We start from the raw sequence: 26,323 nt of genomic DNA, 5'->3' as shown, positions 1-26,323 counted from the left end.
TTTATGGGGCGGACCGGTGTCGGTCCGCTTGAATATGTGGCAATTGGGCAAATTTCCGCCTATTTCAGCGCGTTAAATCGCAAAGTTTACAGGGTTTCGGCGAGAGGCCAGTAAAAGTCTGGTGGGATGCCGGCCTCGGCGCGTTTCTCTTCGTTGAAGGGGGGTTTGAGGTTCCCGTGGAAATATTTGCGCACTAACGCATGAAATTTCGGCGTCGGGTCCAATGCATCGCGGCCACAAAGATAGTGAAACCATTTAGAGCCATAGGCAACGTGGTGCACTTCTTCGGCATAGATAACTTCCAGCGCTTCAACAGCCTGATCTGCTTTGGCCTGTTTGAACACTTTGATCATACCCGGCGTGACATCAAGGCCACGGGCCTCTAGCACCATGGGAACAACGGCCAAACGGCCCATCAGGTCATCTACAGTATCCTCGGCCGCGCGCCACATGCCTGCATGGGCTGGCAAAGCGCCATAAAAGCTGCCCTCAGCCTCAAGGCAGTCACACATCAGATTGAAATGTTTAGATTCTTCATCTGCGGCTTTGACCCAGTCGTCATAATAACCAATCGGCATTTCAACATCCGAAAACCGCGCAATGATGTCCCAATGCAGGTCCACGGCGTTTAATTCGATATGGGCAACCGCATGCAACAGCGCGATCCGCCCTTCGGGAGAGCCAGGCCTGCGGCGCGGCACATCCCGTGGGCTCAACAGCTCGGGCTTTTCAGGGCGCGCAGGGTGAAGCGGCGGGGTTGCGGTGCCGATCTCTGGGTGGCTGCCATCCGCACGGGCGGCACGCCACTGTGCCGCAAAGTCACGTGAAATACGCGTCTTTTCGCGCCCATCGGCCGTGCGCAGAACGGTCTCTGCCATTTTCGCCAGCGGCATCATAAGGCGCGCACCGTTTCCAAAACCTCCTCAACATGGCCAGCAACCTTAACCTTGCGCCAGATTTTGGCGATATTTCCAGCCGCATCAATAAGGTAGGTCGCCCGCTCAATCCCCATGGATTTCTTGCCATACATGTTTTTTTCGACCCAAACACCATAGCTTTCGGTAACTGCCCCTTCCTCATCTGACAGCAACGGAACCGTTAGATCATGTTTGGCTGTGAATTTGTCATGCTTTGCCATCGTGTCGCGGGATAGGCCGAAAACTTTGGCTCCTGCCGCTTCAAAAGCCTCCAAATGCTCGGAAAACCCGATGCTTTCCTTGGTGCAGCCGGGCGTGTCGTCGCGTGGGTAAAAGAACAACACAACAGGCGCGCCTTGCAGCGCTGATAGCGTCACGTCGCCGCCGCCAGTGACGGGCAGGGTGAAATCGGGTGCGGGGCTGGAAAGTTCAGGCATATCAAAACTCTTTGTTGTGAGAGAGGTGGCCTTGGACGGCGGCCATACCTCTGTCATAGTATTGCTGTAGCGTCGCGGAAAGGCTGCGCTGCCTGTGATGTAACACTCTTTACCAGTGACCGGAACCTAATGGCCGACCCAATCCCGCAAATGCCTCCCAAAAAACGGCACCGCGAACGCGGCTGGTTTTTGCTGTTGCTGGGTTTTTGCAATGCTGTGTGGTCCTTGCTGGTTTTGGTGACGGTGATTGCTGTGGGGGCGGTCTATTTCTTTTATGACCGTCCAGTTGTTGTGCCTGCATGGGTCGAAGCCAAAATCCACGACCGTTTGGAAACCGAATTCCCCGATGCCGAGATCAAGATCGGAGAGCTTCGCCTGCTGATGGAGGAAGGGTGGCGCCCAAGGGTGCGCTTGCGTGATATTTCCGTGTCCAACACCAAGGGGCGCGAATTGGTGCGTTTTTCCGAAGCGCGGGTGCGTCTGTCGATGGCTGCCCTGCGTGAGGGCAAGGTCCAGCCTGCCGAGGTCGCCCTACAGGGCGTTTTTGCGACGATTGTCCGTGAAAAGGACGGGCGGCTGGGGTTGCAGACCGATATCGCGGCACCCTCTGGCGGGCAAACGGGCGGGGCCAATACCCCTGGCGCGCTTGTTTCACGTATTGACGAGACGCTGCAGCAGCCTGGCCTTGCCGCGCTTTCCCATGCCGAGCTGCGCGGCCTGACGTTGCAATTCATTGATCGGCGCGCAGAACGGGCCTTTACCCTTGATGGTGGGCGGCTGATTGCAAAACGCGAAGACGGCGCGCTGGTTGTGACCTCGGATCTTGCGGTTTTGGGGGATGGCGCTGCCGCGACAACCCTTTCTGCGAATTTCACCAGCGAGATCGGATCGCTACAGGCAGAATTCGGTGTTCAGCTAAAGGACGCATCGGCCAGTGACATTGCCACGCAAAGCCCCGCTTTTGCATGGCTTGGGGCGCTGCGGGCGCCGATTTCAGGCGCTGTGCGCTCGGGTGTGTCAGAGGATGGCACGCTGGCGCCATTAAGTGCGACATTGCAAATCGGCGAGGGCGTGTTGCAGCCCAATGAGGGAACACGCCCGATCCCGTTTGAACAGGCGCGCAGCTATTTCACCTATGATGCAGCCGACGGGCTGATTGTGTTTGACGAACTGTCAGTGCGCAGCAAATGGGTGACAGCAAACGCCAATGGCACCGCCACTTTGGCGGGGCTGCGCGAAGGCGCGCTGGAAACCATGGTTGGCCAATTTGAAGTGACCCAGTTGCGCGCCAACCCGCTGAATTATTACCCCGAACCTGTCGAACTGGACGGAGCCGAAGTTGATTTCAAACTCCAGACGGCGCCTTTCAAGATTGATATCGGGCGGTTGGATGTTTTTGATCAGGGCCAGACCCGCCACGCCTTTGGTACGCTTGAGGCCAAGCCCGAAGGCTGGCAGCTGGCGCTGGATGCACGGGCCGATACCCTCACGCCTGAACGGATCATGGAGCTGTGGCCAGAGCCGGTAAAGGTCAAGACCCGCAATTGGCTGGTCAATAACCTGATTTCCGCTGATATCAACAATGCCGACTTTGCCCTACGCATCCAACCCGAAGAAAAGCCACGCCTTTTTCTGGCCTTTGATTTTCAAGCAGCCCATGTGAAGTTCCTAAAGAACCTGCCGCCCATCACGCAGGCCAGTGGCCACGCCAGCCTTGTTGGCACCCGCTTTGTGGCCTCGGTTGATGAAGGGGTTGTGCAGGCGGGCAGTGGCGGCGCGGTACAGGTTGAACGCTCGGCCTTTATTATCCCCGATACGACGGTCAAGGACGGCGCGCCTGCGATTGTTCGGCTGAATGCGCGCTCTTCGCTAACGGCGGCATTATGGACCATCGACCAACCTCCTATGGAGGTGATGAAAAAGACAGGGCTATCGACCAATCTGGGCGAGGGGCAGGCGATTGCCACAGGCACGCTGGCCTTTCCACTGAAACGTGGCGGCAGCCCTTCGGACATCAAATTTGACGTGACGGGCGATCTGGTGAACCTGTCCAGCACCCGTTTGATAAGCGGGCGCAGCCTGAAATCAAAACGCATGTCCCTTGTCGCCAATAACAAAGGGGTCGAGATCGCTGGCGCGGGCAGTTTGGAAGGCGTGGCCTTTGACGGGCGTTGGCGCCAACCCATCGGGGCGGGTTCAAACAAAAGCACCCTGCGCGGGACGGCGCAGATCACGCCACAGGCGCTGAGCGCGTTTAACGTGGCGCTGCCCAAAGGCATGGTGCAGGGCAGCACCCCAGCCAGCATCGGGATCAACTTTGAAAAAGGGCAATCCCCTAGGATGACGATCAGCAGCCAGTTGCAGGGCGCAACCTTGCAAATCCCGCAGCTGGGCTGGCGCAAAAGCGCGGGCACAAAGGGCCAAATGGATTTGGCGATCCGGCTGGGGGCGCAGCCCGAAGTCACCAGCATCTCTTTGAACGCTGCGGGTTTGGCGGCAAAGGGGAATATCACCTTGGCCAAAAATGGCGGGCTAGGGGTGATGGAACTATCCCAGCTCAAGCTCAAGGATTGGCTGGATGTGCGCGCCGCTTTGGTCGGGCGCGGGTCTGGGCGCTCGCCTCAGGTGGTTGTGCGCTCGGGCAGCCTTGATATGCGCCGCGCTGAATTTGGCGGCAGTGGTGACAGCAGCGGAGGGGGCGAAGCGCGCTCGGCGGCGGCGCCTATGCAGGTGCGTCTGAACCGCTTGCAAGTCACCGATACCATCTGGCTTCAGGGGTTGGCGGGTACGTTCCAAACCACGGGCGGGTTGGATGGCCCGTTCGAAGCACGGATCAACGGGGGCACGGGCATTTCGGGTCGCGTGGTGCCGCAAAACGGGCGCACGGCTGTGCGGGTGACTTCATCGAATGCCGGAGGGGTTTTGAAATCTGCCGGTGTCCTGCAACAGGCCGTTGGCGGCGCATTGGATTTGTCTTTGCTGCCTGTCGGCAAGGGCGGCGCGTTCGACGGCAAGCTCAAAATCGATGGGGTCTCGATCAAAGATGCGCCCTCTATGGCGGCGCTGGTGAATTCCCTTTCGATTGTCGGGCTGGTGAATGAGATGAACGGCGATGGCATCTTTTTCGATGAGGTCGAGGGAGAGTTTCGCCTCACGCCTGGTCGCATGACGATCAAAGAGGGCAGCGCGGTTGGGGCCTCGCTCGGGCTGTCCGTGGATGGGGTTTACGCCACCGATACAGGGCAGATTGCCATGCAGGGGGTGATTACACCTGTTTATCTGCTGAATGGTATCGGTTCGCTTTTCACGCGCAAGGGCGAAGGGCTGCTTGGCTTTAACTATCGCCTGACGGGAGAGGCGAAAAAGCCGAAAGTGTCGATCAACCCGCTTTCTGTCCTGGCGCCAGGTGGTTTGCGCAATGTGTTGCGCGCGCCCAAAACCGAATTGCCAGCCGTTGAGGGCGAAACTTTGCCTGAACCGGACGAAACACAGAAAACCCGCGTTGAACCTGCCTACGAAGGCCGTTAGGGGGCGGTTCTATGAAGCTAAGTGATTTTGATTTTGACCTCCCCGAAGAGCTGATCGCAGTGCGCCCCGCGCAGCCGCGCAGCTCGGCCCGTCTATTGGTTGCGCAAGCAGACGCGATCCATGATCAACATGTGTCCGATCTGGTCAGTTGGCTGCGCGCGGGCGATCGGCTGGTGCTGAATGATACGCGCGTTATTCCGGCGCGCCTCACCGGAGCCCGCCATCGCGAAACAGGGCAGGGGCCGGTCTCGGCCAAAATCGAGGCAACCCTGCTGGAGCCACAGGCCGATGCGGGGGTGTGGTCTGCTTTGGTCAAACCGCTAAAGAAGCTGAAACAGGGCGAAGAGATCGTTTTTTCGCCAGAGCTAAGCGCGACTTTTGAAGGGATCGATCAGGGGCTTGCCTATCTGCGGTTTAACCTAACGGGTGAAGATTTTGACACTGCGCTAGACGCGGCAGGGGCGATGCCTTTGCCGCCCTATATCGCGGCCAAACGGCCTGCGGATAGCCAAGATAAAACAGACTATCAAACCGTCTGGGCAAAAACGGCAGGGGCCGTGGCCGCACCAACGGCATCGCTGCATTTTGACGCCGCGCTATTGCAACAGCTGCGCGATTTGGGCGTGTCCTTTACCTATGTGACCCTTCATGTGGGCGCGGGGACGTTCCTGCCAGTTAAGGTTGATGATATTTCAGATCACAAGATGCATGCCGAATGGGGGCAGGTCAGCGCGCAAGCCGCCCAAGAGATCGCCCAGACCAAGGCCGAAGGCGGGCGCGTGATCCCCGTTGGCACAACGGCCCTGCGTTTGATCGAAACCGCAGGACGCCAAGGCGAAATCGCCCCATGGGAAGGGGATACAGATATCTTCATCACACCGGGGTTCCAGTTTAACGTGGCGGATGCGCTGATGACGAATTTCCATTTGCCAAAGTCGACGTTGATGATGCTGGTGTCTGCCCTGATGGGCCAAGAAACCATTCGCAACATCTATGCCCATGCGGTGAAAACCGGTTATCGTTTTTTCTCATACGGTGACGCATCCTTGTTACTTCCTGCGCGTAAAAGCGACTAACAAGGTCGCTGCCAAGCAGGACACCGCCAAAACGGTTCCGCTACGGCTAAGGTGACAATTTCGGAGCAACGCAATGATTCAGGTCCTCTCCAGCGCTTGGGCGCTTTTGTTTGGCATGTGCCTTTTGATGGTCGGGAACGGCATGCAGGGCACATTGATGGGTATTCGGGGTGACATCGAAGGGTTTGATACCTTTATGATGTCTATTATTATGTCTGCTTATTTTGTCGGGTTTCTGGGCGGCTCTCGCCTTGCCCCTAAAATGATCCGGCGCGTGGGCCACGTGCGGGTTTTTGCCGCCCTTGCATCGGCGATTTCTGCGGTGATGATCATCTATCCGACTTTCCCGAACGTCGTTGTTTGGACCTTGGGCAGGATATTGATCGGCTTTTGCTTTTCAGCCGTTTATGTGACGGCGGAAAGCTGGTTGAACAACGCGGCAGATAACTCGAACCGCGGCAAAGCTCTGTCTCTTTATATGATCGTGCAGACCTTTGGTATTGTGGCCTCACAGGCGCTTTTGCTGACGGCTGAACCTGATGGTTTTATCCTGTTTATCATTCCATCCATCTTGGTGAGCCTTGCAATCACCCCTATTTTGCTCAGCATCACGCCGACACCTGCTTTTGAAACCACCAAACCGATGAGCCTGCGCGAGCTGATGAATTTTTCGCCGCTCGGTTGTGTAGGCATGTTTCTATTGGGGGGGATTTTCTCGGCTCAGTTTGGGATGTCATCGGTTTATGGCTCAGAGGCGGGCCTGAGCGTTCCCCAGATTTCCACATTCGTGGCGACCTTCTTTATCGGGGCGGTGGTTCTGCAATATCCGATCGGGTGGATTTCCGACCGTATGGACAGACGATACCTGATTATCATTGTTTCGATCATCGGTGTTGTCGGATCGTTCATGGGCATGTTTCTGGGCAGCGTGTTTTGGTTGCTGCTTGTGTCGGCGTTTGTCGTCGGGGGCATGTCCAACCCGTTGTATTCCTTGCTGATGGCGCACACGAACGACTTTCTTGAGCATGACGACATGGTCGCGGCTTCGGGGGGGCTGATCTTTATCAACGGGCTTGGCGCGATTTTGGGGCCGATGATCACAGGGTGGATCATGGGGACGTCATTAGGGCCAGGGGGGTTCTATTTGTTTACGGCGGTTCTTTTTGGCGGGATCATCCTTTATGCGGGCTATCGCTCGACTGTTCGCTCGGCTTTGCCTGCCGAAGACACGGGATCTTATGTTCCGATGCCCCCAACAGCCACGACTGTTGCTGTTGAGATCGCGCAGGAATACGCAATCGAGACTGAAATCGAAGAGGAAGAAGCCGCTTTGGCTGAGGAAGAAGCCCTTGCTCAGGAGGCCGAGACCGCTGAGGAGCCAGCAAATGCACCCTGAATTTGCTTCCTAAAGGAAACCTAATCCCAGCCGCGAAAAATGGTTGCGCTAAATGTGACGCTTTTGTTGCAATTTGTGTGTTTCATAAAAGTTTAATCTGTCCTTAACTGAACGGGTTAGGCGCATTTTTGCGCGGAGGAGGTAACAATGGTTGGTCCCGATAAGGTACTAGAGTTTTGGTTAGACCGTGTAGGGCCAAAGGGGTGGTATAACTCTGATGCGGCTTTGGACGCGGAAATCCGTGAGACGTTTCTGTCCACATGGGAGGCAAGCCGGGAGGGCAAGCTGGACCATTGGCTGAGCTACCCATCCGGTGTATTGGCGTATTTGATCGTGACCGATCAGCTGTCGCGCAACATGTTCCGCGATAGCGGCGATGCATTTGCGACCGACGCGGCCGCCCTTGCGATCGCTAAACGCGCGATCTGTAAAGGCTGGGACATGAAGATCGACGAGCCGACGCGCCAGTTCTTTTATCTGCCGTTGATGCATTCAGAGAACCTGTGTGATCAGGATCGTTGCATCCGCCTGATGGTCGAGCGGCTGCCCGAAACGGGGCAGAGCAACCTGCTGCACGCGCAGGCCCACCGCGAGGTTATTCGCCAATTCGGCCGCTTTCCTTATCGCAATGCTGCGTTGGGACGGTTGGAGACGCGCGCAGAAAAAAACTATGCCGCGCAGGGCGGTTACGGGTTTACGTTGCGCCAGCTGCAAATGGATTTGGCAGCTTAATTAAATATTTACACAGCTGTTTCACAAAGCCCGCAAGCGCCCGATGGTGTTTGCGGGCTTTTGCATAGCTGCCTTGTTGCTCTCGCCATTGCTGAACTTATCTCTATAGTTTAAGGGTGAACTAATTTTTCTAGTGACTTGCGCGAGGTGCAAAATGGCTGATTCATCCTTTGATCTAATTGTGATTGGTGCAGGGCCGGGCGGCTATGTCGCCGCGATCCGTGGTGCACAGCTGGGGATGAAGGTCTGTATTGTCGAACGTGAAAACCTCGGCGGGATCTGCCTCAACTGGGGCTGTATCCCGACAAAAGCGCTGCTGCGCTCTTCCGAGGTGTTCCACCTGATGCACCGCGCGAAAGAATTCGGCCTAAAGGCTGACGGGATCGACTATGATCTGGACGCGGTTGTGAAACGCTCGCGCAAAGTGGCGGGGCAGCTCTCGGGCGGGATCGGCCACCTGATGAAAAAGAACAAAGTAACGGTCGTCATGGGCGAGGCCACGATTGCCGCAAAAGGTAAGGTCAGCGTCAAGACGGACAAGGGCACAGACACGCTCAGCGCGAAAAACATCATCGTCGCAACCGGCGCGCGCGCACGCGAGCTTCCAGGCCTTGAGGCGGATGGCAAACAGGTCTGGACCTATCGCCACGCGTTGCAGCCCCCCCACATGCCGAAAAAGCTGCTGGTCATCGGATCGGGCGCGATTGGCATTGAATTCGCCAGCTTTTATAACACGCTGGGTGCCGACACGACTGTTGTCGAAGTGATGGACCGCGTGCTGCCGGTAGAGGATGAAGAGATTTCAACCTTCGCCAAGAAAGCATTCGAAAAACAGGGCATGAAGATCATGCAAAAGGCGATGGTCAAAAAGCTGGACCGCGCCGCAGGGAAGGTCACCGCGCATATCGAAGTGGGTGGCAAGGTGGAAACCCATGAATTTGACACCGTGATCAGTGCTGTCGGCATTGTCGGCAATGTTGAAGGGCTTGGCCTAGAGGCTGCTGGTGTCAAAATTGACCGCACCCATGTTGTCACCGATGAATATTGCCGCACAGGTGTTGACGGGCTTTATGCCATTGGCGACATCGCGGGCGCGCCTTGGCTGGCCCATAAGGCCTCTCATGAGGGCGTGATGGTTGCCGAACTCATCGCTGGTAAACATGCCCACCCCGTCAAACCCGAAAGCATCGCAGGCTGCACCTATTGCCACCCGCAAGTGGCATCGGTCGGCTATAGCGAGGCAAAAGCCAAAGAGTTGGGGTATGAGGTAAAGGTCGGGCGCTTCCCGTTTATCGGTAACGGCAAGGCGATTGCACTGGGCGAAGAAAGCGGGCTGATCAAAACCGTATTCGACGCCAAGACAGGCGAATTGCTGGGCGCTCATATGATCGGTGCCGAAGTGACCGAGCTGATCCAAGGTTATGTGGTGGGGCGCCAGCTGGAAACCACCGAAGAAGACCTGATGAACACGGTCTTCCCGCACCCGACCTTGTCCGAGATGATGCATGAGTCCGTTTTGGACGCCTATGGCAAAGTCATCCACATGTAAGATTTTCGCCTGCGCGGGTGCTTTACGACCCGCGCAGGCGCTGACATACTCAACCCATGGTAAGCCTGAATCGCGTTGTTATGGGTCCTGCGTCGCGCAAGATGATCCAAGAGCTCAAGCCTCAACGCTTGAAAGTAGCTGAGATATCAGGCCACTACGGCCAGCAGTTTGCCTTCAAAAGCTATACGCAGTTCCGTTATCCCGAATATGATATTTGCGCCGGACCCTACCTTGATCCTGTATCGGGCAAGCCGCGCAAATTTGATCTGATCCTCGCGAACCAAGTGTGGGAGCATCTGGACCGCCCCTATACTGCAACCCGCCATGTGCGCCAGATGCTGAAAAAGGGCGGCAAGTTCTGGGTGGCAGTGCCGTTTTATGTGCCGTTTCACGCCGCGCCGATGGATAATTCGCGTTGGTCTGCGCGGGGGTTAAAGAATTTCTTGATCGAATGCGGGTTTGAGGAGCATTTGGTCCAGTCGTATCAATGGGGCAACCGCCACGTCGCGCAGCGCAACCTCGAAGAGGTTTGGCCGCCGGAATACGTTGAAGGCGTTGACGACATAGAAAACGATCCCGAGATGCCGATTTGCGCATGGGCCATGGCTGAACGCAGCTAAATCCTCGTCTTCCTATTGATGTTTATCTTTTGCCCGCTCTGCTGTGAAAGATGCGATGTTTACTGTTTGTTCACATTTTTCCATTGGAGAATCCCGCCACCCCGCCTATATCCGATAGGAACGACAGGGGGCCCAACATGGCTGAGCTAAAGAACATCGAAGTCCGCGGCGCGCGCGAGCATAACCTCAAAAGCATTGATGTGGATATTCCGCGCGATCAGCTGGTGGTGATTACGGGGCTGTCTGGCTCGGGCAAATCCTCGCTTGCCTTTGATACGATCTATGCCGAAGGGCAGCGCCGCTATGTCGAAAGCCTTAGCGCCTATGCACGTCAATTCCTTGATATGATGCAAAAACCCGATGTCGATCACATCTCGGGTCTGTCGCCTGCGATTTCGATCGAGCAAAAGACAACCTCGAAAAACCCGCGCTCAACCGTCGGCACCGTGACCGAGATTTACGACTATATGCGTCTGCTATTCGCCCGTGTCGGCACGCCCTATTCTCCGACCACAGGCAAGCCAATCGAGGCCCAGCAGGTCCAAGACATGGTCGACCGCATCATGGCCATGGAGGAGGGCACACGCGCCTATCTGCTGGCCCCCATCATCCGCGACCGCAAAGGCGAATACCGCAAAGAATTCCTCGAGCTGCGCAAATCTGGTTTCCAGCGGGTCAAAGTGAACGGCGAATTCTATGAATTGGACGAGCCACCCACGCTGGACAAGAAGTTCCGCCATGACATCGACGTGGTTGTCGACCGCATCGTGGTGCGGGAAGGGCTGGAAACCCGCCTTGCCGACAGCCTGCGCACCGCTCTTGATCTGGCCGATGGCATTGCCATTCTGGAAACCGCACCCAGCGAGGGCGAGGCCGAGCGTTTCACCTTTTCCGAAAAATTCGCCTGCCCAGAGAGCGGCTTTACCATCCCCGAGATCGAGCCGCGCCTGTTTTCCTTTAACGCGCCCTTCGGGGCGTGCCCGTCCTGTGATGGTCTGGGCAAAGAGCTGTTCTTTGACGAACGTCTTGTGGTGCCCGACCAGAACCTGAAAATCTATGACGGGGCGCTGGCACCATGGCGCAAGGGCAAAAGCCCGTATTTCAAACAGACCATTGAGGCGATTGCCAAACACTATGGCTTTAGCCCGAATACCAAATGGAAAGACCTCGACGCCAAGATCCAAAAGATCTTTCTTTATGGATCGGGCAAAGAGGAAATCCAGTTCCGCTATGACGAGGGCGGGCGCGTGTATGAGGTAAGCCGCGTCTTTGAGGGGGTGATCCCCAACATGGAACGCCGCTATCGCGAGACCGATAGCAACTGGATCAGAGAAGAGTTTGAGCGCTATCAGAACAACCGCCATTGCGGCACCTGTGAGGGCTATCGCCTGCGCCCCGAAGCACTGGCCGTAAAGATCGGTAAAGAGGCGCATCTGCTGCATGCAGGGCAGGTTGTACAGATGTCGATCCGCGAAGCATTCGCGTGGTGCGAGACAGTTCCAGAGGCTCTGACCCTTCAGAAAAACGAGATCGCCAAAGCGATTTTGAAGGAAATTCGTGAACGCCTTGGATTCTTGAATAATGTTGGATTAGAATATCTTACGCTGGCACGTTCAAGTGGTACATTAAGTGGCGGAGAGAGCCAACGCATCCGTTTGGCCTCTCAAATTGGCTCGGGGTTAACTGGGGTTCTTTACGTCTTGGATGAGCCATCCATCGGGCTGCACCAGCGCGACAATGACCGCCTGTTGCTGACGCTCAAGAACCTGCGCAATCAGGGTAATACCGTGATCGTGGTTGAACACGACGAAGAGGCAATCCGCGAGGCCGACTATGTCTTTGACATCGGGCCAGGGGCGGGGGTGCACGGCGGGCAAGTGGTTAGTCATGGGACGCCAGAGCAGGTCGCCGCTGACCCGAACTCGGTCACGGGACAATACCTCACAGGCGCGCGCGAGATCGCCGTGCCAGCCACGCGGCGCAAAGGGAACAAGAAGAAGGTGCAGGTGGTCAAGGCCACGGGCAACAACCTGCAAAACGTGACGGTTGATTTCCCACTGGCCAAGTTCGTCTGTGTCACAGGCGTATCGGGGGGCGGTAAATCCACTCTTACGATCGAGACCTTGTTCAAAACCGCCTCGATGAACCTGAACGGCGCCCGTCAAACGCCAGCGCCTTGCCAAACGATCAAAGGGCTAGAGCATCTGGACAAGGTCATCGACATTGATCAGCGCCCCATCGGCCGCACGCCACGGTCAAACCCTGCGACCTATACAGGGGCCTTTACACCCATCAGGGATTGGTTTGCGGGCCTGCCAGAGGCCAAGGCGCGTGGCTATAAGCCCGGTCGTTTCTCGTTCAACGTCAAAGGCGGACGCTGCGAGGCCTGTCAGGGCGACGGTGTGATCAAGATCGAGATGCACTTCCTGCCGGATGTCTATGTGGAATGCGAAACCTGCAAAGGCGCGCGCTATAACCGCGAAACGCTTGAAATCAAGTTCAAGGGCAAAAGCATCGCCGATGTGCTGGATATGACGGTCGAGGATGCGCAGGCGTTCTTTACCGCCGTGCCGTCGATCCGCGAAAAGATGGATGCGCTGATGCGCGTTGGTCTGGGCTATATCAAGGTTGGCCAGCAGGCGACCACCCTGTCAGGGGGCGAGGCGCAGCGCGTCAAGCTAAGCAAAGAGCTCAGCAAACGCTCGACAGGTCGTACCCTGTATATTCTGGATGAACCGACAACGGGTCTGCATTTCGAGGATGTGCGCAAGCTGTTGGAAGTGCTGCATGAATTGGTCGATCAGGGGAATTCGGTCGTGGTGATCGAACATAACCTCGACGTGGTGAAAACAGCCGATCACATCATTGATATCGGGCCAGAAGGCGGCGATGGCGGGGGGCGCGTTGTGGCAACGGGCACGCCTGAACAGGTCGCCGAGGTCGAAGAAAGTTATACAGGCAAATACCTCAAGCCGATGCTCACCGCGCGCGCCGCTGCTGAATAATCACGTCGCGTTCAGGCGCGAGTATTGCATTAACGACGGCTTTAGGGGGTATCCCTTTGCATAGCCCCCTCAGCCTAGGCTGAAGGGGCCTGTGGGAAAGGCCTGTTTGCGAACCTAGCTGTCCCGACCACGCGCGGCGAAACGAGGCAACATCGCTGAAAAATCGCGCCCCTTGCCATCCTCATTCTCTACGAATTCTGCGTATAGTTCACGGGCGAGGGCACCCATGGGCGTGTCGGCGTCTACCGCTTTGGCGGCCTGCTGGCTGAGGCCAAGATCCTTGAGCATCAGCTCGGCTGCAAAGCCGGGGGTGTAATCATTATCCGCAGGGGATTGCGGCCCAACGCCGGGGGCAGGGCAATAGGCGTTCATCGACCAGCTATAGCCCGACGACGTGCTGACCACATCGAACATCTTTTGGCGATCAAGGCCCAGTTTATCTGCCAAAGCAAAGGCTTCGCAGGTGACGGCCATGGTTGCGCCAAGGATCATGTTGTTACAGATTTTGGCCGCTTGGCCTGCGCCTGCTTCGCCGCAATGCACGGCCTTTTGCCCCATGATGTCAAACAACGGGCTTGCCGCTGCAAAGGCCGCATCGCTGCCACCTGTCATAAAGGTCAACGTACCGCCAGAAGCGCCGCCAACACCGCCAGACACAGGCGCATCAACAAACCCCAGCCCCATTTCAGCAGCCTGAGCGCCAACATGGCGCGCGCTATCCACGTCAACGGTGGAACAATCAATCAAAACCGCGCCGCTTTTCATCGCGGGGAGGGCCTGATCCGCGACAGCACGCAAAATCGCGCCATTGGGCAGCATTGTGATGACAAAATCCGCATCCGCGCAGGCAGCTTGCGCGGTTTCGGCCACGGCCACGCCCTCTGCGGTTGTGCCAGCGGTATCAAACCCGACGACGGTGTGACCCGCCGCGGCGAGGTTATGGGCCATTGGGCCGCCCATGTTGCCTAGGCCGATAAATCCGATTGTAAAGCTCATATCTGTCTCTCCCTCAGAGTGTGAGTGCGTTTTTTCCAAGCGGTGCCAGCATTTTAGCAACGGCGGCTATTGGGACGTCGCCCGTTGCATATTGCCAGCTTGGATTGCGGTCTTTGTCGATGATAGCGGCGCGAATACCCTCTAGGAAATCGCCATGCTCGGAGGCGCGGGATGTAAAGCGGTATTCAAGGTCCAGCGCCTTTTCCAAGCTGAGAGATGGGCCGCGCAGGCGGTGGATCATCTCGACAGTGGCGGCCATGGAGAGGGGAGCATTGCGCCCCATTGCCTTTAGGGTCTTGGCAGTAAATTCGCTGTCATCGTCGGCCAACATACGGCGGATGTCTTCCAGCGCTTCGCCGGTGAAAAGACGGTCAATCTGCTCTTGATGCTGGCGCAATGTGCCTTCAGGGGCAGGTTTGATGTGGGGCTCTAGCTGCGCAACATCGCCAGTTTCCTCAAGCGCCGAGATCAGATTTATCCACATTGACTGTGGAATGTAACTGTCTGCAAATCCTGCATAAATAGCATCATCTGCATTCATGCGACTGGCAGTTATCCCCAGATACTCACCCAGTCTCCCAGGGGCGAGGGCCAGCATCAATGACCCCCCAACATCAGGGACCAAACCAATACCAACTTCGGGCATGGCGATCTGGCTGGTTTCACCAACGATGCGGTGAGAGCCGTGACACCCAATGCCAACACCGCCCCCCATGGTGAAGCCCTGAAGAAAGGAAACCACAGGTTTGGGGTAGGTGAAAATCTTGTTGTTCAGGCGGTATTCATCCGCCCAAAACTTTTGCCCATAGGCGTAATCGCCTTTGGTGCCTGTCTCATATAATTCGGCAATATCACCGCCTGAGCAGAAGGCGCGGTCGCCCTGCGCATCCATCACGATGACATGGACCTCGTCATTGTTGCGCCATGTGTCCAGCGCATCTTCGATCGCTAGGCACATCTCATATGTCATTGCATTCAAGGCCTTAGGGCGGGTCAGAGTGATCCGACCTGCGCGCCCGACAATGCGGATTTGAATATCGCTCATCGGTTTTTCAACATGTCGCGGGAGACGATGACGCGCATGATTTCATTTGTGCCTTCGAGGATCTGGTGAACACGTAGGTCGCGCACCAGCTTTTCGATGCCATAATCGGCAAGGTAACCATAACCGCCATGCAATTGCAGACATTGGTCAACCACGCGGCTGCCCGCATCGGTCACAAACTTTTTCGCCATGGCGCAATGTTTGGTTGCATCCGGCGCGCCATTGTCCAGCTTCCACGCCGCTTGCCGCAAGAACACGCGTGCGGCCTGAAGCTCAATCTCCATATCCGCGAGGCGGAATTGCAGGCCTTGGAACTGGTCGATGGGTTTCCCAAACGCCTTACGCTCGCCCATATACTCCAAAGTTTTGGTGAGCGCGGTCTGCGCGGCGCCAAGGGAACAGGCGGCGATGTTCAAACGGCCGCCATCCAGCCCTTTCATCGCATATTTGAAACCATTACCTTCTTCGCCAACCAAATTCCCTGCGAAAATGTTGCAATTGTCAAACTGTACTTGCGCCGTTGGCTGGCTGCGCCAGCCCATTTTATCTTCCAATCCGCCAAAGCTAAGGCCCTCTGTCCCGTCTTCGACGTAAACGGTGGATACGCCAGCCGCGCCGTCATCACCTGTGCGCACCATGCAAACGTAGGCGTCGGAATAACCGCCGCCAGAGATGAAGGCTTTGGTCCCGTTGATGGTATATCCCTCGTTGGTGCGTTCCGCGCGCGTCTTGAGCGCGGCTGCATCCGACCCAGAACCGGGTTCGGTCAGGCAATAGCTGAGAACGGTGTTCATCGAGAGCACATCCGGCATGATCCGCGCCTTCAGCTCGTCCGAGGCGAAACTGTCCAGCATCTTGGCGCACATGTTGTGGATCGACAGAAAGGCCGCAACAGAAGGGCAGGCCATGGAGAGCGCTTCGAACACCAGCGTCGCATCCAGACGCGACAGGCCAGAGCCGCCACCTTCCTCGGATACGTACAATCCGCCAAAGCCAAGCTCGGCAATCTGTGGCCATAGCTCTTTTGGAATGGTCTCGGCCTTTTCCCATGCTTGGGCATTGGGCGCGATATATTCTTGGCCAAAGGCGTAAGCCATATCAAAAATAGCGGTTTGTTCTTCGCTGAGCGCAAAATCCATGTCGTCCTCCCGAGGATATTGGGCGCAAGATAGGTGCAAAATCTTGCGAGAGTTTTGCAAGGGCGCGCCTGTTCACGCGCCCTTGGCTGTCTTATTCCCGAAAGGGCTTATTCCATCACTGGGATAGAGAATTCGCCGCCTTCTTTAATGCCCGAGGGCCAGCGTGCGGTCACGGTTTTGGTGCGTGTGTAGAATTTGAACGCGTCAGGACCGTGCTGGTTCAAGTCACCAAAGACGGATTTCTTCCAGCCGCCAAAGGTGTGATAGGCCAGCGGCACAGGGATTGGCACGTTGATGCCGACCATGCCCACGTTGATCCGGTTGGCAAAGTCACGCGCCGCGTCACCGTCACGGGTGAAAATCGCGGTGCCGTTGCCGTATTCGTGGTCCATGGCAAGGCCGATCGCCTCTTCATAGGTTTGCGCACGGACACAGGTCAGAACAGGCCCAAAGATTTCCTGCTGGTAGATGTCCATGTCTTTTGTGGCATGGTCAAACAGGTGTGGCCCGACGAAATAGCCGTCCTCATAGCCTTGCAGTTTGAAATCACGGCCATCAACAACCAGCTTCGCACCTTGGTCGATACCCGTCTGAACCAGACGTTCGATGTTTGCCTTGGCAGCGCCCGTCACAACAGGGCCGTAATCAACGTCATTGCCAGCGGTATAGGGGCCAACTTTCAGTTTTTCGATACGGGGGACCAGCTCTTCGATCAGGCGGTCAGCGGTTTCATCGCCAACAGGAACCGCAACCGAAATCGCCATGCAGCGTTCGCCCGCCGCGCCATAGCCTGCGCCGATCAAAGCATCAGCCGCTTGCGCCATATCGGCGTCTGGCATGATGATCATGTGGTTTTTAGCGCCGCCAAAACACTGAACGCGCTTACCTTGGGCACAACCCGTGCCATAGATGTATTCCGCAATCGGGGTAGAGCCAACAAAGCCAACGGATTGGATGACATCGTTGTACAGGATCGCATCAACGGCTTCTTTGTCGCCATTCACAACCTGCAAGATACCTTTTGGCAGGCCCGCTTCTTCGGCCAGTTCGGCCAGCATCAGCGGCACAGATGGGTCACGCTCGGACGGTTTCAGGATAAACGCGTTGCCGCAAGCGATGGCAGGGGCAAACATCCACATCGGGATCATCGCAGGGAAGTTAAACGGGGTGATGCCCGCCGTCACACCCAGCGCCTGACGCATGGAGTACATGTCGATACCAGGGCCAGCAGAATCGGTGAACTCACCCTTCAACATATGAGGCGCGCCGATGCAGTACTCAACAACCTCAAGACCGCGCTGAACATCGCCAGCAGCGTCAGGCAGGGTTTTACCGTGCTCGCGGCTGAGGGCTTCGGCCAGTTTGTCCATGTCGCGGTTCAGCAGGTCGACCAGCTTCATCAGCACGCGTGCGCGGCGCTGTGGGTTGGTTGCGGCCCATTTCGGCTGGGCTGCGGCGGCATAGGCTACTGCTTGTTCCAGCTCTTCTTTGCTGGCCAGTGGGCATTTTGCCTGCACTTCGCCAGTGGCAGGGTTCATAACATCAGCGAAACGGCCGGACGTGCCTTTGACGTGTTCGCCGTTGAGGTAGTGCGTAAGTTCTTGCATCGGGATCTCCTGTTACGTTGAGCGCAGTCTAGTCTTGCAAAAAGCCTTGGGGTAGGGGCAAGAGGGCAAAATTGCTTTGCGTTTTTGTCGGTATGCTGTTTGATGTGTGATGCTCTGCTGCAAAGCGTTGATCGGGAGATGAAAATTGAAGAACTGGGATGATCTGCGCCTGTTTCTGGCTGTCGCGCGCGAAGAAAGCCTGTCTGGCGCGGGCAAGGCGCTGCGGCTTGATCCCGCGACCTTGGGGCGCCGTATGGCGCGGCTCGAGAAAGACATGCAGGCGGCGCTATTTGTGAAATCGCCGCAAGGGTATGCGCTTACCCAAGCGGGGGAGAAGTTGTTTGAGCGGGCGGGGGCCGTAGAGCAGGCCATGCGCAGCACCGCAATCGAAGAAACCGCCCATAGCGAAACCCTGAGCGGGCAGATACGTTTAGGCGCACCAGATGGCTGTGCCAATTTTCTTTTGCCGCAGGTTTGTGCGGCGATCGGGCGGGAAAACCCCGCGTTGGATATCCAGATCGTCGCCTTGCCGCGTGTGTTTAACCTTACGCGGCGCGAAGCGGACATGGCCATCGGGGTCAGCGCCCCCACCGCTGGGCGGTTGGTGGTGCGACAAGTGTCCGAGTACCGTTTGCACCTTGCCGCTTCTGAGGAATACCTCAACGCCCATGGCCCGATCCCTGATCTGGAAACCTTAAAATCGCATCCCATGGTGGGCTATATTCCTGATATGATCTTTGACCGAGAATTGGATTATCTCGCGGATCTGGGGGCAGGGCGGGTCGCCTTGGCGTCAAATTCTGTTTCCGTTCAGTTGAATATGCTACGTCAAAGTGCGGGTGTCGGCGTGGTGCATGACTTTAGCCTGCCATTTGCGCCAGGGGTGCGGCGTATCCTCACAGAAGAGGTCAGCCTGACCCGCGCATTTTACCTGATCCGCCATGTGGATGATGCAAAAAACCAGCGATTAGCGCGGTTTGCAGATTTGATGGCAGCGGGGCTCAAGGCCGAGGTTGCCCGCCTCGAAGCATTAAGCACAGAGCATGAGCGCCCTTGACAGCGGCGCCTTGGACGTCAACCATGAGGGAACACAACAGCTGCGCATGGGAGGATGAACAATGTTGGTATCACAAATCCTAAAGTCCAAGGCAGACGATAGTATCGTCACGACCTTACCATCCACCACAATCGCACAAGCCGCCCAGATGTTATCCGAGCGCCGCATCGGTACGCTGATCATCTCGCGTGACGGTGAAACGCCTGAGGGGATTACATCGGAGCGCGATATCGTGCGCCAGCTGGGCAAAGCCGGCGCAATCTGTCTGACCGAAACGGTCAGCAGCATCATGACCAAAAAGCTGGTGACCTGCACGCGTGATATGCGCGCAGACGCGGTGCTGGAAAAGATGACCGAAGGCCGTTTCCGCCACATGCCTGTTCTCGAAGACGGCAAACTGGTTGGCCTCATTTCATTGGGTGACGTTGTTAAGGCGCGCTTGATGGAGCTGGCCATGGAAAAAGATGCCCTCGAAGGCATGATCCGAGGCCACTAGGGCATCGCTTGCATCTGCTGGCGGCTTCTGTTTGCTTAGCGTTCGTTAATACTCATACCAAGGAGCGCCGCATATGCGCGTTGGCCTATATCCTGGCACTTTCGATCCCATTACTTTGGGGCATATAGATATTATTCGCCGCGCGGCGTCGCTGGTGGATAAGCTGGTCATTGGCGTTGCAATCAACCGCGATAAGGGGCCGCTTTTTTCCTTGGAAGAACGCGTGGCGTTGATCGAAGAAGAATGTGCGGCACTGGCGGTTGAGACCGGCATCGAGATCGTCGCGCATCCGTTCGAGAACCTGTTGATCAACTGTGCGCGCGATGTTGGCGCAGGTTTGATCGTGCGGGGCCTGCGGGCTGTTGCGGATTTTGAGTATGAATATCAGATGGTTGGCATGAACCGCCAACTAGACGCCGAGATCGAAACCGTTTTCCTGATGGCCGATGCCCAGCATCAGGCAATTGCGAGCAAACTGGTGAAAGAGATCGCCCGCCTAGACGGGGACGTGAGCAAATTCGTCACGCCCCGCGTCAATACCGAGCTGATCGCCCGCTTTAAAAAGGGGTGATCAGGCCCGCGCCATTGCGGCGGCGGTGTCCAGCATTCGGTTGGAGAAACCCCATTCATTGTCATACCATGACATGACGCGCACAAGGTTGCCCTGTTGCACGCTGGTTTGATCCAGCGCCACAACCGAGCTATGCGGGTCGTGGTTGAAATCAATCGAGACCAAGGGGCGGGTGGTTGTTCCCATCACGCCTTCCATCCCCTCAGAGGCTGCCACGATCGCTGCGTTCACCTCTTCGGCTGTGGCGTCTTTGTTCAGTTCAACAACCAGATCTACGCAAGAAACATTCGGGGTAGGGACGCGGATCGCGGTGCCGTCGATTCGCCCCTCTAGCTCGGGCAGGACAAGGGCGATGGCTTTTGCCGCGCCTGTTGTCGTTGGCACCATGGAAACAGCCCCCGCGCGCGCGCGGTATAGGTCCTTGTGGGCGCCATCATGCAAGGCCTGATCGCCTGTATAGCTGTGGATCGTCGTCATATGACCGCGTTTCACACCAAAGGCGGCGTGCAGCGCATTTGCCAGCGGCGCAAGGCAGTTTGTTGTGCAGGATGCGTTGGAAACGATGGTGTCTCCGCTGGTCAGATCACCGTGGTTCACGCCATAAACGATGGTTTTCATCTTGCCCTTACCAGGTGCCGAAATCAGCACCTTGTCCGAGCCGTTTTTCAGGTGGCGCGCAGCGCTTTCATCCGTGTTGAAAAAGCCTGTGCACTCCAAAGCGATATCAACATCACCCCAAGGCAGTTTTTCCGGCTCACGCTCGGCTGTGACGCGAATGGGGCCACGGCCCACATCCATCATGCCATCGGCAAATTTTACATCGCCAGCAAAGCGCCCGTGCACGCTGTCGAACTCAAACAAATGGGCGCTGGTGGCGGGGGGGCTAAGATCGTTGATAGCAACGACTTGGATATCCTCGCGGCCATCCTCGATCAATGCGCGTAGCACGTTGCGGCCAATGCGGCCAAACCCGTTGATTCCGATCTTGATGGTCATATTTCACCTGTAATAAGGAATGTTTGCGCAAACATACGGCGCAAAGCACAGCTGTCAACAGCAACCATGCAGAAGTTACAGGCGTTAAGATTTAGCTGTGAAAAGGGGTTAGCGCCAAAAGGCGAGCCATTCGATCAGCTCGGCCAGTTTTTTGCCAAGGAACACAATGTGTTCGGTTCCGAAATAGACATAGTCCAAGACGAGGGCGCAGACGATAATTAGTCCAAGAACTAAAGCGATCCGGTTTGTCATGCTGCACCCTTTATCATTGCCCGCCCTTTCTAGGGCAGGCAACAGCTGGCAACAAGCCTTAGCCCAATTGGCCCATGACAGTGGCCAAATCGGCCATACGAACAGAGAAGGCCCATTCGTTATCATACCATGCCAGAACCCGCACCGTGCGGCCTGCCACAACGATGGTCTGATCGGGCGCAAAGATCGAGCTGTGCTCGGTCTGGTTAAAGTCGATCGACACTTTTGGCGCAGGATCATAGGCAAATACCCGTGACATTGCCCCTTCAGCAGCGGTTTTCGCAGCGAGGTTGATCTCTTCTACGGTCACATCGCGCGAAGCGGTAAAGGTCAGGTCAACGGCGCTGACGTTTGGCGTCGGAACACGCATCGCTGTTCCGTCCAAGCGGCCTTTCAGGCTTGGCATGACTTCGCCCAGTGCTTTTGCAGCACCTGTCGATGTCGGGATGATTGCCATCGCTGCCGCGCGTGCGCGATAGAGGTCGCTGTGGCGGCGGTCCAGCGTTGGCTGGTCACCTGTATAGCTGTGGATGGTCGTCATCAGACCGCTTTCGATGCCAACGGCTTCGTGCATCACCTTGGCAAGCGGCGCGAGGCAGTTCGTCGTGCATGAACCATTCGAGATCATCGTCTCGGAGGCCAGCAATTCGTGGTCGTTCACCCCAAATACAACAGTACGATCAACGTTTTTACCTGGCGCAGACAAAAGAACCTTTTTCGCGCCCTGTTCGATGTGGGTGCGGGCCTTGTTACCGTCGTTGAATTTGCCAGTACATTCCAGAACCACGTCACAACCGGACCAGTCCAGCTCTTCCATGTTATAGGTCGACATGACTTCGATGTCGTTCTGGCCGAGGTTCAAATAGTTTTCGTCTACGGAAACTTCATTCGGGAAACGCCCGTGAACAGAATCGTAGCGCAGCATGTGGGCGGCTGTTTCGATGGGGCCTGTCGCGTTCAGCTTGATCACTTCGATATCTTCGCGTGCAGAGCGCGCGATGTGTGAAAGGGTGCAGCGGCCGATGCGGCCAAAACCGTTGATCCCGACTTTGATGGTCATGATAGGCTCCTTTGTGTGATCTTGTTGGGCACGCTATAAACGGCGAAACCCCAGAGGGGCCAGAGCCAAAACCATCCGCTTGCCCGATGTTAGCGTTAAAGTTTTGAGTTAGCGGTAACGGTTTGGACGTATTGGAAAATCTCGCCTGATGGTTTAGCAGATCGGGTGGAAATGACGGAGAGAAATGATGAGTGGACTGATCGCCCTTTTGGATGATGTCGCAGCAATTGCCAAAGTTGCGGCATCCTCGGTGGATGATGTGATTGGGCAGGCGACCAAGGCTTCGGCCAAGGCGGCAGGGGCCGTGATTGATGATGCTGCCGTTACGCCAAAATACGTTCAGGGGTTTGAGGCGGACCGCGAGTTGCCTGTGATCTGGCGGATCACCAAAGGGAGCCTGCGCAACAAGCTGCTTTTTCTACTTCCTGCTGGGCTGGCTTTGTCAGCCTTCGCGCCATGGGCCATTGCACCGCTGTTGATGCTCGGCGGGGCTTACCTGTGTTTTGAAGGCGCCGAAAAGGTCGCCCATGTCATGGGGTGGAGCCACGGCCACGAAGATCACGCGGGCAAGGAAGACACCATATCCGATCCTGCCGCGCTGGAAGAAGAAAAGGCGCAGGGCGCGATCAAGACCGATTTTATCCTGTCAGCCGAAATCATGACGATCACCCTTGCCGCCATTCCGCCCAGCAGTTTCTGGATGGAGGCGGCAACGCTGGCCGCTGTTGCCGTGATGATTACGGTTGCGGTTTACGGATCGGTGGCCTTGATCGTTAAAATGGACGACATCGGCTTGGCCATGGCCAACAAAAGCCGCCTTTCGGGTGTGCGCGCCATGGGCCGTGGGCTGGTCAAAGGGATGCCAGGGTTTCTAAAGCTGCTCACAGTTGTGGGTACCGCCGCGATGTTGTGGGTTGGCGGGTCAATCATCGTGCACGGGCTCGAAGAAGTCGGTGTCGGCGCCCCTGCGCATCTGATCCACGATGTGGCTTATGATTTAGGGCACGCCGTACCTGCCGCATGGGCGGGATTCACCGAATGGCTTGTAAAAGCGACGATTGATGGGGTTCTTGGCCTCGTTCTGGGCCTGATGCTCATCCCTGTGGGAGAGAAGGTCGTGACGCCAATCTGGCGGCGCGTGTTTTCAAAGAAATCGTAAGTTTTAGCCCGAAAGCATCTGGTGATCTGCCCTAGATGGGGCGATCACCGCGGTTACGAATGCCGTGTTCAGCTTTGTTTCGAATTGTTCATTGCCGCGCTCATCACAGCTGCAGTGGCCAGCGCTGCCATGCCTAAATGGCCGAACAAAACATAGTTCCAAAGAATTTCACCAAAGCTGCCACCCGTAAACAATGAAAGAAGAGCAGCAACGCCGCCGGTCATAATCGCTGTCAGGATATAGGCCATCTTATGTCTCCCTCGCTTATTTGTTTCTTATTACAGGTTGTGCCCTAATCGTTAAGCGAGAATTAATTTCGATCAAGACCCCCTCTGTTTAGAAGCCTGTTGTGGCTGAACATCGCCGGAAATGTGGCAGAATTGGTACGAATAAGGCGCAATAGGGCATCAATCTGTTTCGTCGGCTGAAACAAAAACGGCGGCGCCTTTTAGAAAGCGCCGCCGTGAAAATGTGATTTGGGATACCTTACAGGAGGGCTTTTGCCTTTTCTGCAACGTTCTGGGCCGTGATGCCGAATTTTTCGAACAGCTCACCAGCAGGGGCAGAGGCGCCGAAACGCTCCATTCCGACAAAGTCCGCTTTGCCCCATTTGCCGCGCTCGCCCAGCAGCCACTGATCCCAGCCTTGGCGCATGCCAGCCTCAATGCCAACACGTACCGCGCCACCTGGAAGGACGCGCTTGCGATAGGCTTCGTCTTGCTGTGCAAACAGTTCCATACACGGCATGGACACAACGCGGGTGCCGATGCCTTCGGCCTGTAGCAGATCACGGGCTTTCAGCGCGATCTCAACTTCGGAGCCCGTAGCGATCAGAATAACCTGACGTTTGCCTTCGGCTTCTGCCAATGTGTAGGCACCCTGCGCGGTCAGGTTCTTTGTCTTATGCTCGGTCCGCACAGTTGGCAGGCCCTGACGTGTCAGAGATAGAACAGAAGGGGTGGCTTCCTGTGTCAGGGCCACTTCCCATGCCTCGGCGGTCTCTACCGTGTCCGCTGGGCGGAATACCAATGTGTTTGGTGTCGCGCGGCTCATGGCTAGGTGCTCAACAGGCTGGTGCGTTGGGCCGTCTTCGCCCAAACCGATGCTGTCGTGTGTCATCACGTAGACAACAGGCATTTGCATCAGGGCCGACAGGCGCATCGCAGGGCGCGCATAATCGGTAAAGCACATGAATGTACCAGAGTAGGGGCGCACACCACCGTGCAGCGCCATGCCGTTCATCGCCGAGGCCATGCCGTGCTCACGGATGCCCCAGTAGACATAGCGGCCATCGCGGCTATCCAGATCAAAGACGCCCATGTCTGACGTTTTGGTGTTGTTGGAACCGGTAAGGTCAGCGGAGCCGCCTACAGTTTCAGGCATGATCGGGTTGATCACTTCCAACACTTTTTCAGACGACGCCCGTGTCGCCAGTTTTGGCGCGTTTTCGGATGTTTGCTTTTTGAAGGCTTTGATCGTCGCGCTGAGTTTCTTTGGCGCTTCGCCAGCTAGGGCGCGGTTGAATGTCTCGCGCTTGGAGCGGGGCATCTTGTCAAAACGTTCTTCCCACGCGCGGCGGGCGTCTGCGCCGCGGCTGCCAATGGCTTCCCATGCGGATTTGATGTCGGCAGGGATGTCGAATGGCGCTGCTGTCCAGCCCCATGCTTCTTTGGCGGCAACCATTTGTGCAGGGTCGGTCAACGCACCGTGGCCTTTGGAGGTGTCTTGTGCTGCGTGACCCAACGCGATGTGGGTTTTGCAGGCGATCATGCTTGGCGTGTCGGTCTTGCGCGCCGCTGTTAGGGCTGCGTCGATCTCAACAGGGTTATGGCCGTCGATTTCCTGAACGTCCCAACCTGCGGCACGGAAACGCGCAACCTGATCAGAGGTATCGGACAGGGTCACTGGCCCGTCGATGGTGATGTTGTTATTGTCCCACATCACGATCAGCTTGCTCAGCTTGTGACGACCCGCAAGGGTGATCGCCTCTTGGCTCACACCTTCCATCAGGCAGCCGTCACCCGCGATGACATATGTGTTGTGATCTACCACTTTGGCGCCATAGGTGGCGCGCTGGATTTCTTCGGCCATGGCAAACCCGACCGAGTTCGCAATACCTTGGCCCAGTGGACCCGTGGTGGTTTCGATCGCATCGGCTAGGAAGTTCTCGGGGTGGCCCGCCGTGCGTGCGCCCATCTGGCGGAAGTTGCGGATCTCTTCGATCGGGAACTGCGCATCGCCAACAAGGTGCAGCAGAGAATAGATGAGCATCGAGCCGTGGCCAGCGGACAGGATGAAACGGTCACGGTCAGGCCAGTTTGGATCAGCCGCGTCGAATTTTAGGTGGTTTTCGAACAATACGGTCGCAACATCGGCCATGCCAATCGGCATGCCAGAGTGGCCCGAGTTCGCCTCGGCAACCGCGTCCAGCGTCAGGGCGCGGATGGCGGCCGCCTTGGACCAATGTTCGGGGTGGGCGGTTTGAAGAGCTTTGAGATCCACGCGCGGTGACTCCTGTATAAGAGGGGCAGTGTTAATAAGAGCGGTTTGGCGCTGCATATCAGGGCAGCGCAAAAGATCAAGCATAGGAAACAGGGCGTTTGTTCACGTGGGGCATGAAGTTTTGGGGCCAAGCCGCTGTTCTGAAAGGGGGGCAGCAATTTATCCCCAGTTTAGGTAGGATTA

At 56.6% G+C, this 26,323-nt stretch carries 22 protein-coding genes; 11 read left to right on the top strand and 11 right to left on the bottom strand.

Annotated features, from left to right (window positions below; translation table 11 throughout):
• Positions 1–86: 86 nt before the first annotated feature.
• Positions 87–896: a ferritin-like domain-containing protein gene (locus tag Z948_RS0101510; protein ID WP_025057810.1), complete on the bottom strand. Its 810-nt coding sequence runs from the start codon at positions 894–896 to the stop codon at positions 87–89.
• A complete protein-coding gene (locus Z948_RS0101505; protein ID WP_025057809.1) occupies positions 893–1,354 on the bottom strand; it encodes a peroxiredoxin in 462 nt (153 codons plus the stop codon). The genes Z948_RS0101510 and Z948_RS0101505 overlap by 4 nt, the downstream gene beginning before the upstream one ends.
• A gap of 129 nt (positions 1,355–1,483) precedes the next feature.
• Between Z948_RS0101505 and Z948_RS0101500 the strand changes: the two genes are divergently transcribed.
• The 7 genes from Z948_RS0101500 (at position 1,484) to uvrA (ending at position 13,260) form a co-directional block, all read left to right on the top strand.
• Positions 1,484–4,882: a YhdP family protein gene (locus Z948_RS0101500; RefSeq protein WP_025057808.1), complete on the top strand. Its 3,399-nt coding sequence runs from the start codon at positions 1,484–1,486 to the stop codon at positions 4,880–4,882.
• 11 nt (positions 4,883–4,893) lie between these two features.
• On the top strand, positions 4,894–5,958 hold the full coding sequence (gene queA / locus Z948_RS0101495; RefSeq protein WP_025057807.1) for a tRNA preQ1(34) S-adenosylmethionine ribosyltransferase-isomerase QueA: 1,065 nt from the start codon (positions 4,894–4,896) through the stop codon (positions 5,956–5,958).
• Between the two features lie 73 nt (positions 5,959–6,031).
• Positions 6,032–7,354: an MFS transporter gene (locus Z948_RS0101490; RefSeq protein WP_025057806.1), complete on the top strand. Its 1,323-nt coding sequence runs from the start codon at positions 6,032–6,034 to the stop codon at positions 7,352–7,354.
• Between the two features lie 147 nt (positions 7,355–7,501).
• Entirely contained in the window at positions 7,502–8,086 is a 585-nt protein-coding gene (locus Z948_RS0101485; protein WP_025057805.1) for a DUF924 family protein, read from the top strand.
• Positions 8,087–8,240: 154 nt separating this feature from the next.
• Positions 8,241–9,635 carry a dihydrolipoyl dehydrogenase gene (lpdA, locus tag Z948_RS0101480; RefSeq protein WP_025057804.1) on the top strand — a complete coding sequence of 465 codons (1,395 nt, stop codon included), beginning with the start codon at positions 8,241–8,243 and terminating at the stop codon, positions 9,633–9,635.
• A gap of 56 nt (positions 9,636–9,691) precedes the next feature.
• Positions 9,692–10,255: a class I SAM-dependent methyltransferase gene (locus Z948_RS0101475; protein WP_025057803.1), complete on the top strand. Its 564-nt coding sequence runs from the start codon at positions 9,692–9,694 to the stop codon at positions 10,253–10,255.
• Between the two features lie 137 nt (positions 10,256–10,392).
• The gene (gene uvrA / locus Z948_RS0101470) at positions 10,393–13,260 is read left to right on the top strand and encodes an excinuclease ABC subunit UvrA (RefSeq protein ID WP_025057802.1); all 2,868 of its coding nucleotides are present in this window, start codon (positions 10,393–10,395) and stop codon (positions 13,258–13,260) included.
• 114 nt (positions 13,261–13,374) lie between these two features.
• On the opposite strand, the gene mmsB is transcribed toward uvrA, so the two are convergent.
• The 4 genes from mmsB to Z948_RS0101450 all read right to left on the bottom strand — a co-directional run bounded on the left by mmsB (position 13,375) and on the right by Z948_RS0101450 (position 18,047).
• The gene (gene mmsB, locus Z948_RS0101465) at positions 13,375–14,256 is read right to left on the bottom strand and encodes a 3-hydroxyisobutyrate dehydrogenase (RefSeq protein ID WP_025057801.1); all 882 of its coding nucleotides are present in this window, start codon (positions 14,254–14,256) and stop codon (positions 13,375–13,377) included.
• Positions 14,257–14,269: 13 nt separating this feature from the next.
• Positions 14,270–15,301 (bottom strand): enoyl-CoA hydratase/isomerase family protein, encoded by a 1,032-nt coding sequence (locus Z948_RS0101460; protein WP_025057800.1) that lies wholly within the window; start codon positions 15,299–15,301, stop codon positions 14,270–14,272.
• Complete coding sequence (locus Z948_RS0101455; RefSeq protein ID WP_025057799.1) at positions 15,298–16,440, bottom strand: acyl-CoA dehydrogenase family protein; 1,143 nt, start codon at positions 16,438–16,440, stop codon at positions 15,298–15,300. The genes Z948_RS0101460 and Z948_RS0101455 overlap by 4 nt, the downstream gene beginning before the upstream one ends.
• A 107-nt stretch (positions 16,441–16,547) precedes the next feature.
• Entirely contained in the window at positions 16,548–18,047 is a 1,500-nt protein-coding gene (locus Z948_RS0101450) for a CoA-acylating methylmalonate-semialdehyde dehydrogenase (protein ID WP_025057798.1), read from the bottom strand.
• Between the two features lie 145 nt (positions 18,048–18,192).
• Between Z948_RS0101450 and Z948_RS0101445 the strand changes: the two genes are divergently transcribed.
• The 3 genes from Z948_RS0101445 to coaD all read left to right on the top strand — a co-directional run bounded on the left by Z948_RS0101445 (position 18,193) and on the right by coaD (position 20,171).
• Positions 18,193–19,104, top strand: a complete 912-nt coding sequence (locus Z948_RS0101445) for a LysR family transcriptional regulator (protein WP_025057797.1) — start codon at positions 18,193–18,195, stop codon at positions 19,102–19,104.
• 61 nt (positions 19,105–19,165) lie between these two features.
• Positions 19,166–19,600 carry a CBS domain-containing protein gene (locus Z948_RS0101440; protein ID WP_025057796.1) on the top strand — a complete coding sequence of 145 codons (435 nt, stop codon included), beginning with the start codon at positions 19,166–19,168 and terminating at the stop codon, positions 19,598–19,600.
• A 73-nt stretch (positions 19,601–19,673) separates the two neighbouring features.
• On the top strand, positions 19,674–20,171 hold the full coding sequence (coaD, locus tag Z948_RS0101435) for a pantetheine-phosphate adenylyltransferase (RefSeq protein WP_025057795.1): 498 nt from the start codon (positions 19,674–19,676) through the stop codon (positions 20,169–20,171).
• Here the strand turns inward: coaD and gap (Z948_RS0101430) are convergent, their stop codons facing one another.
• The 3 genes from gap (Z948_RS0101430) to gap (Z948_RS0101420) form a co-directional block, all read right to left on the bottom strand.
• Positions 20,172–21,167, bottom strand: coding sequence for a type I glyceraldehyde-3-phosphate dehydrogenase (gene gap, locus Z948_RS0101430; protein WP_025057794.1), 996 nt, complete (start codon positions 21,165–21,167; stop codon positions 20,172–20,174).
• Between the two features lie 108 nt (positions 21,168–21,275).
• Positions 21,276–21,419 carry a hypothetical protein gene (locus Z948_RS19055; RefSeq protein WP_025057793.1) on the bottom strand — a complete coding sequence of 48 codons (144 nt, stop codon included), beginning with the start codon at positions 21,417–21,419 and terminating at the stop codon, positions 21,276–21,278.
• A gap of 58 nt (positions 21,420–21,477) precedes the next feature.
• The gene (gene gap / locus Z948_RS0101420; RefSeq protein ID WP_025057792.1) at positions 21,478–22,479 is read right to left on the bottom strand and encodes a type I glyceraldehyde-3-phosphate dehydrogenase; all 1,002 of its coding nucleotides are present in this window, start codon (positions 22,477–22,479) and stop codon (positions 21,478–21,480) included.
• A gap of 187 nt (positions 22,480–22,666) precedes the next feature.
• On the opposite strand from gap (Z948_RS0101420), the gene Z948_RS0101415 reads away from it, so the two are divergent.
• Positions 22,667–23,638: a DUF808 domain-containing protein gene (locus Z948_RS0101415; protein ID WP_025057791.1), complete on the top strand. Its 972-nt coding sequence runs from the start codon at positions 22,667–22,669 to the stop codon at positions 23,636–23,638.
• A gap of 68 nt (positions 23,639–23,706) precedes the next feature.
• On the opposite strand, the gene Z948_RS0101410 is transcribed toward Z948_RS0101415, so the two are convergent.
• On the bottom strand, positions 23,707–23,886 hold the full coding sequence (locus Z948_RS0101410) for a hypothetical protein (RefSeq protein ID WP_025057790.1): 180 nt from the start codon (positions 23,884–23,886) through the stop codon (positions 23,707–23,709).
• A gap of 238 nt (positions 23,887–24,124) precedes the next feature.
• Positions 24,125–26,140: a transketolase gene (tkt, locus tag Z948_RS0101405; protein WP_025057789.1), complete on the bottom strand. Its 2,016-nt coding sequence runs from the start codon at positions 26,138–26,140 to the stop codon at positions 24,125–24,127.
• Between the last annotated feature and the right edge of the window lie 183 nt (positions 26,141–26,323).

Origin of the sequence: Sulfitobacter donghicola DSW-25 = KCTC 12864 = JCM 14565 (assembly GCF_000622405.1) — a bacterium.
In the GTDB taxonomy this organism is placed as follows: domain Bacteria; phylum Pseudomonadota; class Alphaproteobacteria; order Rhodobacterales; family Rhodobacteraceae; genus Sulfitobacter; species Sulfitobacter donghicola.
This window is presented reverse-complemented; position numbering and strand designations above follow the sequence as displayed.

Bases quoted from the DNA above. Each gene is read 5' to 3' on its own strand.
- Z948_RS19055 (WP_025057793.1), bottom strand. From the start codon at position 21,419: ATGACAAACCGGATCGCTTTAGTTCTTGGACTAATTATCGTCTGCGCC.
- Z948_RS0101505 (WP_025057809.1), bottom strand. From the start codon at position 1,354: ATGCCTGAACTTTCCAGCCCCGCACCCGATTTCACCCTGCCCGTCACT.
- queA (WP_025057807.1), top strand. From the start codon at position 4,894: ATGAAGCTAAGTGATTTTGATTTTGACCTCCCCGAAGAGCTGATCGCA.
- coaD (WP_025057795.1), top strand. From the start codon at position 19,674: ATGCGCGTTGGCCTATATCCTGGCACTTTCGATCCCATTACTTTGGGG.
- gap (WP_025057794.1), bottom strand. From the start codon at position 21,167: ATGACCATCAAGATCGGAATCAACGGGTTTGGCCGCATTGGCCGCAAC.
- uvrA (WP_025057802.1), top strand. From the start codon at position 10,393: ATGGCTGAGCTAAAGAACATCGAAGTCCGCGGCGCGCGCGAGCATAAC.
- Z948_RS0101485 (WP_025057805.1), top strand. From the start codon at position 7,502: ATGGTTGGTCCCGATAAGGTACTAGAGTTTTGGTTAGACCGTGTAGGG.
- Z948_RS0101460 (WP_025057800.1), bottom strand. From the start codon at position 15,301: ATGAGCGATATTCAAATCCGCATTGTCGGGCGCGCAGGTCGGATCACT.
- Z948_RS0101440 (WP_025057796.1), top strand. From the start codon at position 19,166: ATGTTGGTATCACAAATCCTAAAGTCCAAGGCAGACGATAGTATCGTC.
- Z948_RS0101475 (WP_025057803.1), top strand. From the start codon at position 9,692: ATGGTAAGCCTGAATCGCGTTGTTATGGGTCCTGCGTCGCGCAAGATG.
- Z948_RS0101455 (WP_025057799.1), bottom strand. From the start codon at position 16,440: ATGGATTTTGCGCTCAGCGAAGAACAAACCGCTATTTTTGATATGGCT.
- lpdA (WP_025057804.1), top strand. From the start codon at position 8,241: ATGGCTGATTCATCCTTTGATCTAATTGTGATTGGTGCAGGGCCGGGC.
- gap (WP_025057792.1), bottom strand. From the start codon at position 22,479: ATGACCATCAAAGTCGGGATCAACGGTTTTGGCCGCATCGGCCGCTGC.
- Z948_RS0101500 (WP_025057808.1), top strand. From the start codon at position 1,484: ATGGCCGACCCAATCCCGCAAATGCCTCCCAAAAAACGGCACCGCGAA.
- Z948_RS0101415 (WP_025057791.1), top strand. From the start codon at position 22,667: ATGAGTGGACTGATCGCCCTTTTGGATGATGTCGCAGCAATTGCCAAA.
- Z948_RS0101510 (WP_025057810.1), bottom strand. From the start codon at position 896: ATGATGCCGCTGGCGAAAATGGCAGAGACCGTTCTGCGCACGGCCGAT.
- mmsB (WP_025057801.1), bottom strand. From the start codon at position 14,256: ATGAGCTTTACAATCGGATTTATCGGCCTAGGCAACATGGGCGGCCCA.
- Z948_RS0101450 (WP_025057798.1), bottom strand. From the start codon at position 18,047: ATGCAAGAACTTACGCACTACCTCAACGGCGAACACGTCAAAGGCACG.
- Z948_RS0101410 (WP_025057790.1), bottom strand. From the start codon at position 23,886: ATGGCCTATATCCTGACAGCGATTATGACCGGCGGCGTTGCTGCTCTT.
- Z948_RS0101490 (WP_025057806.1), top strand. From the start codon at position 6,032: ATGATTCAGGTCCTCTCCAGCGCTTGGGCGCTTTTGTTTGGCATGTGC.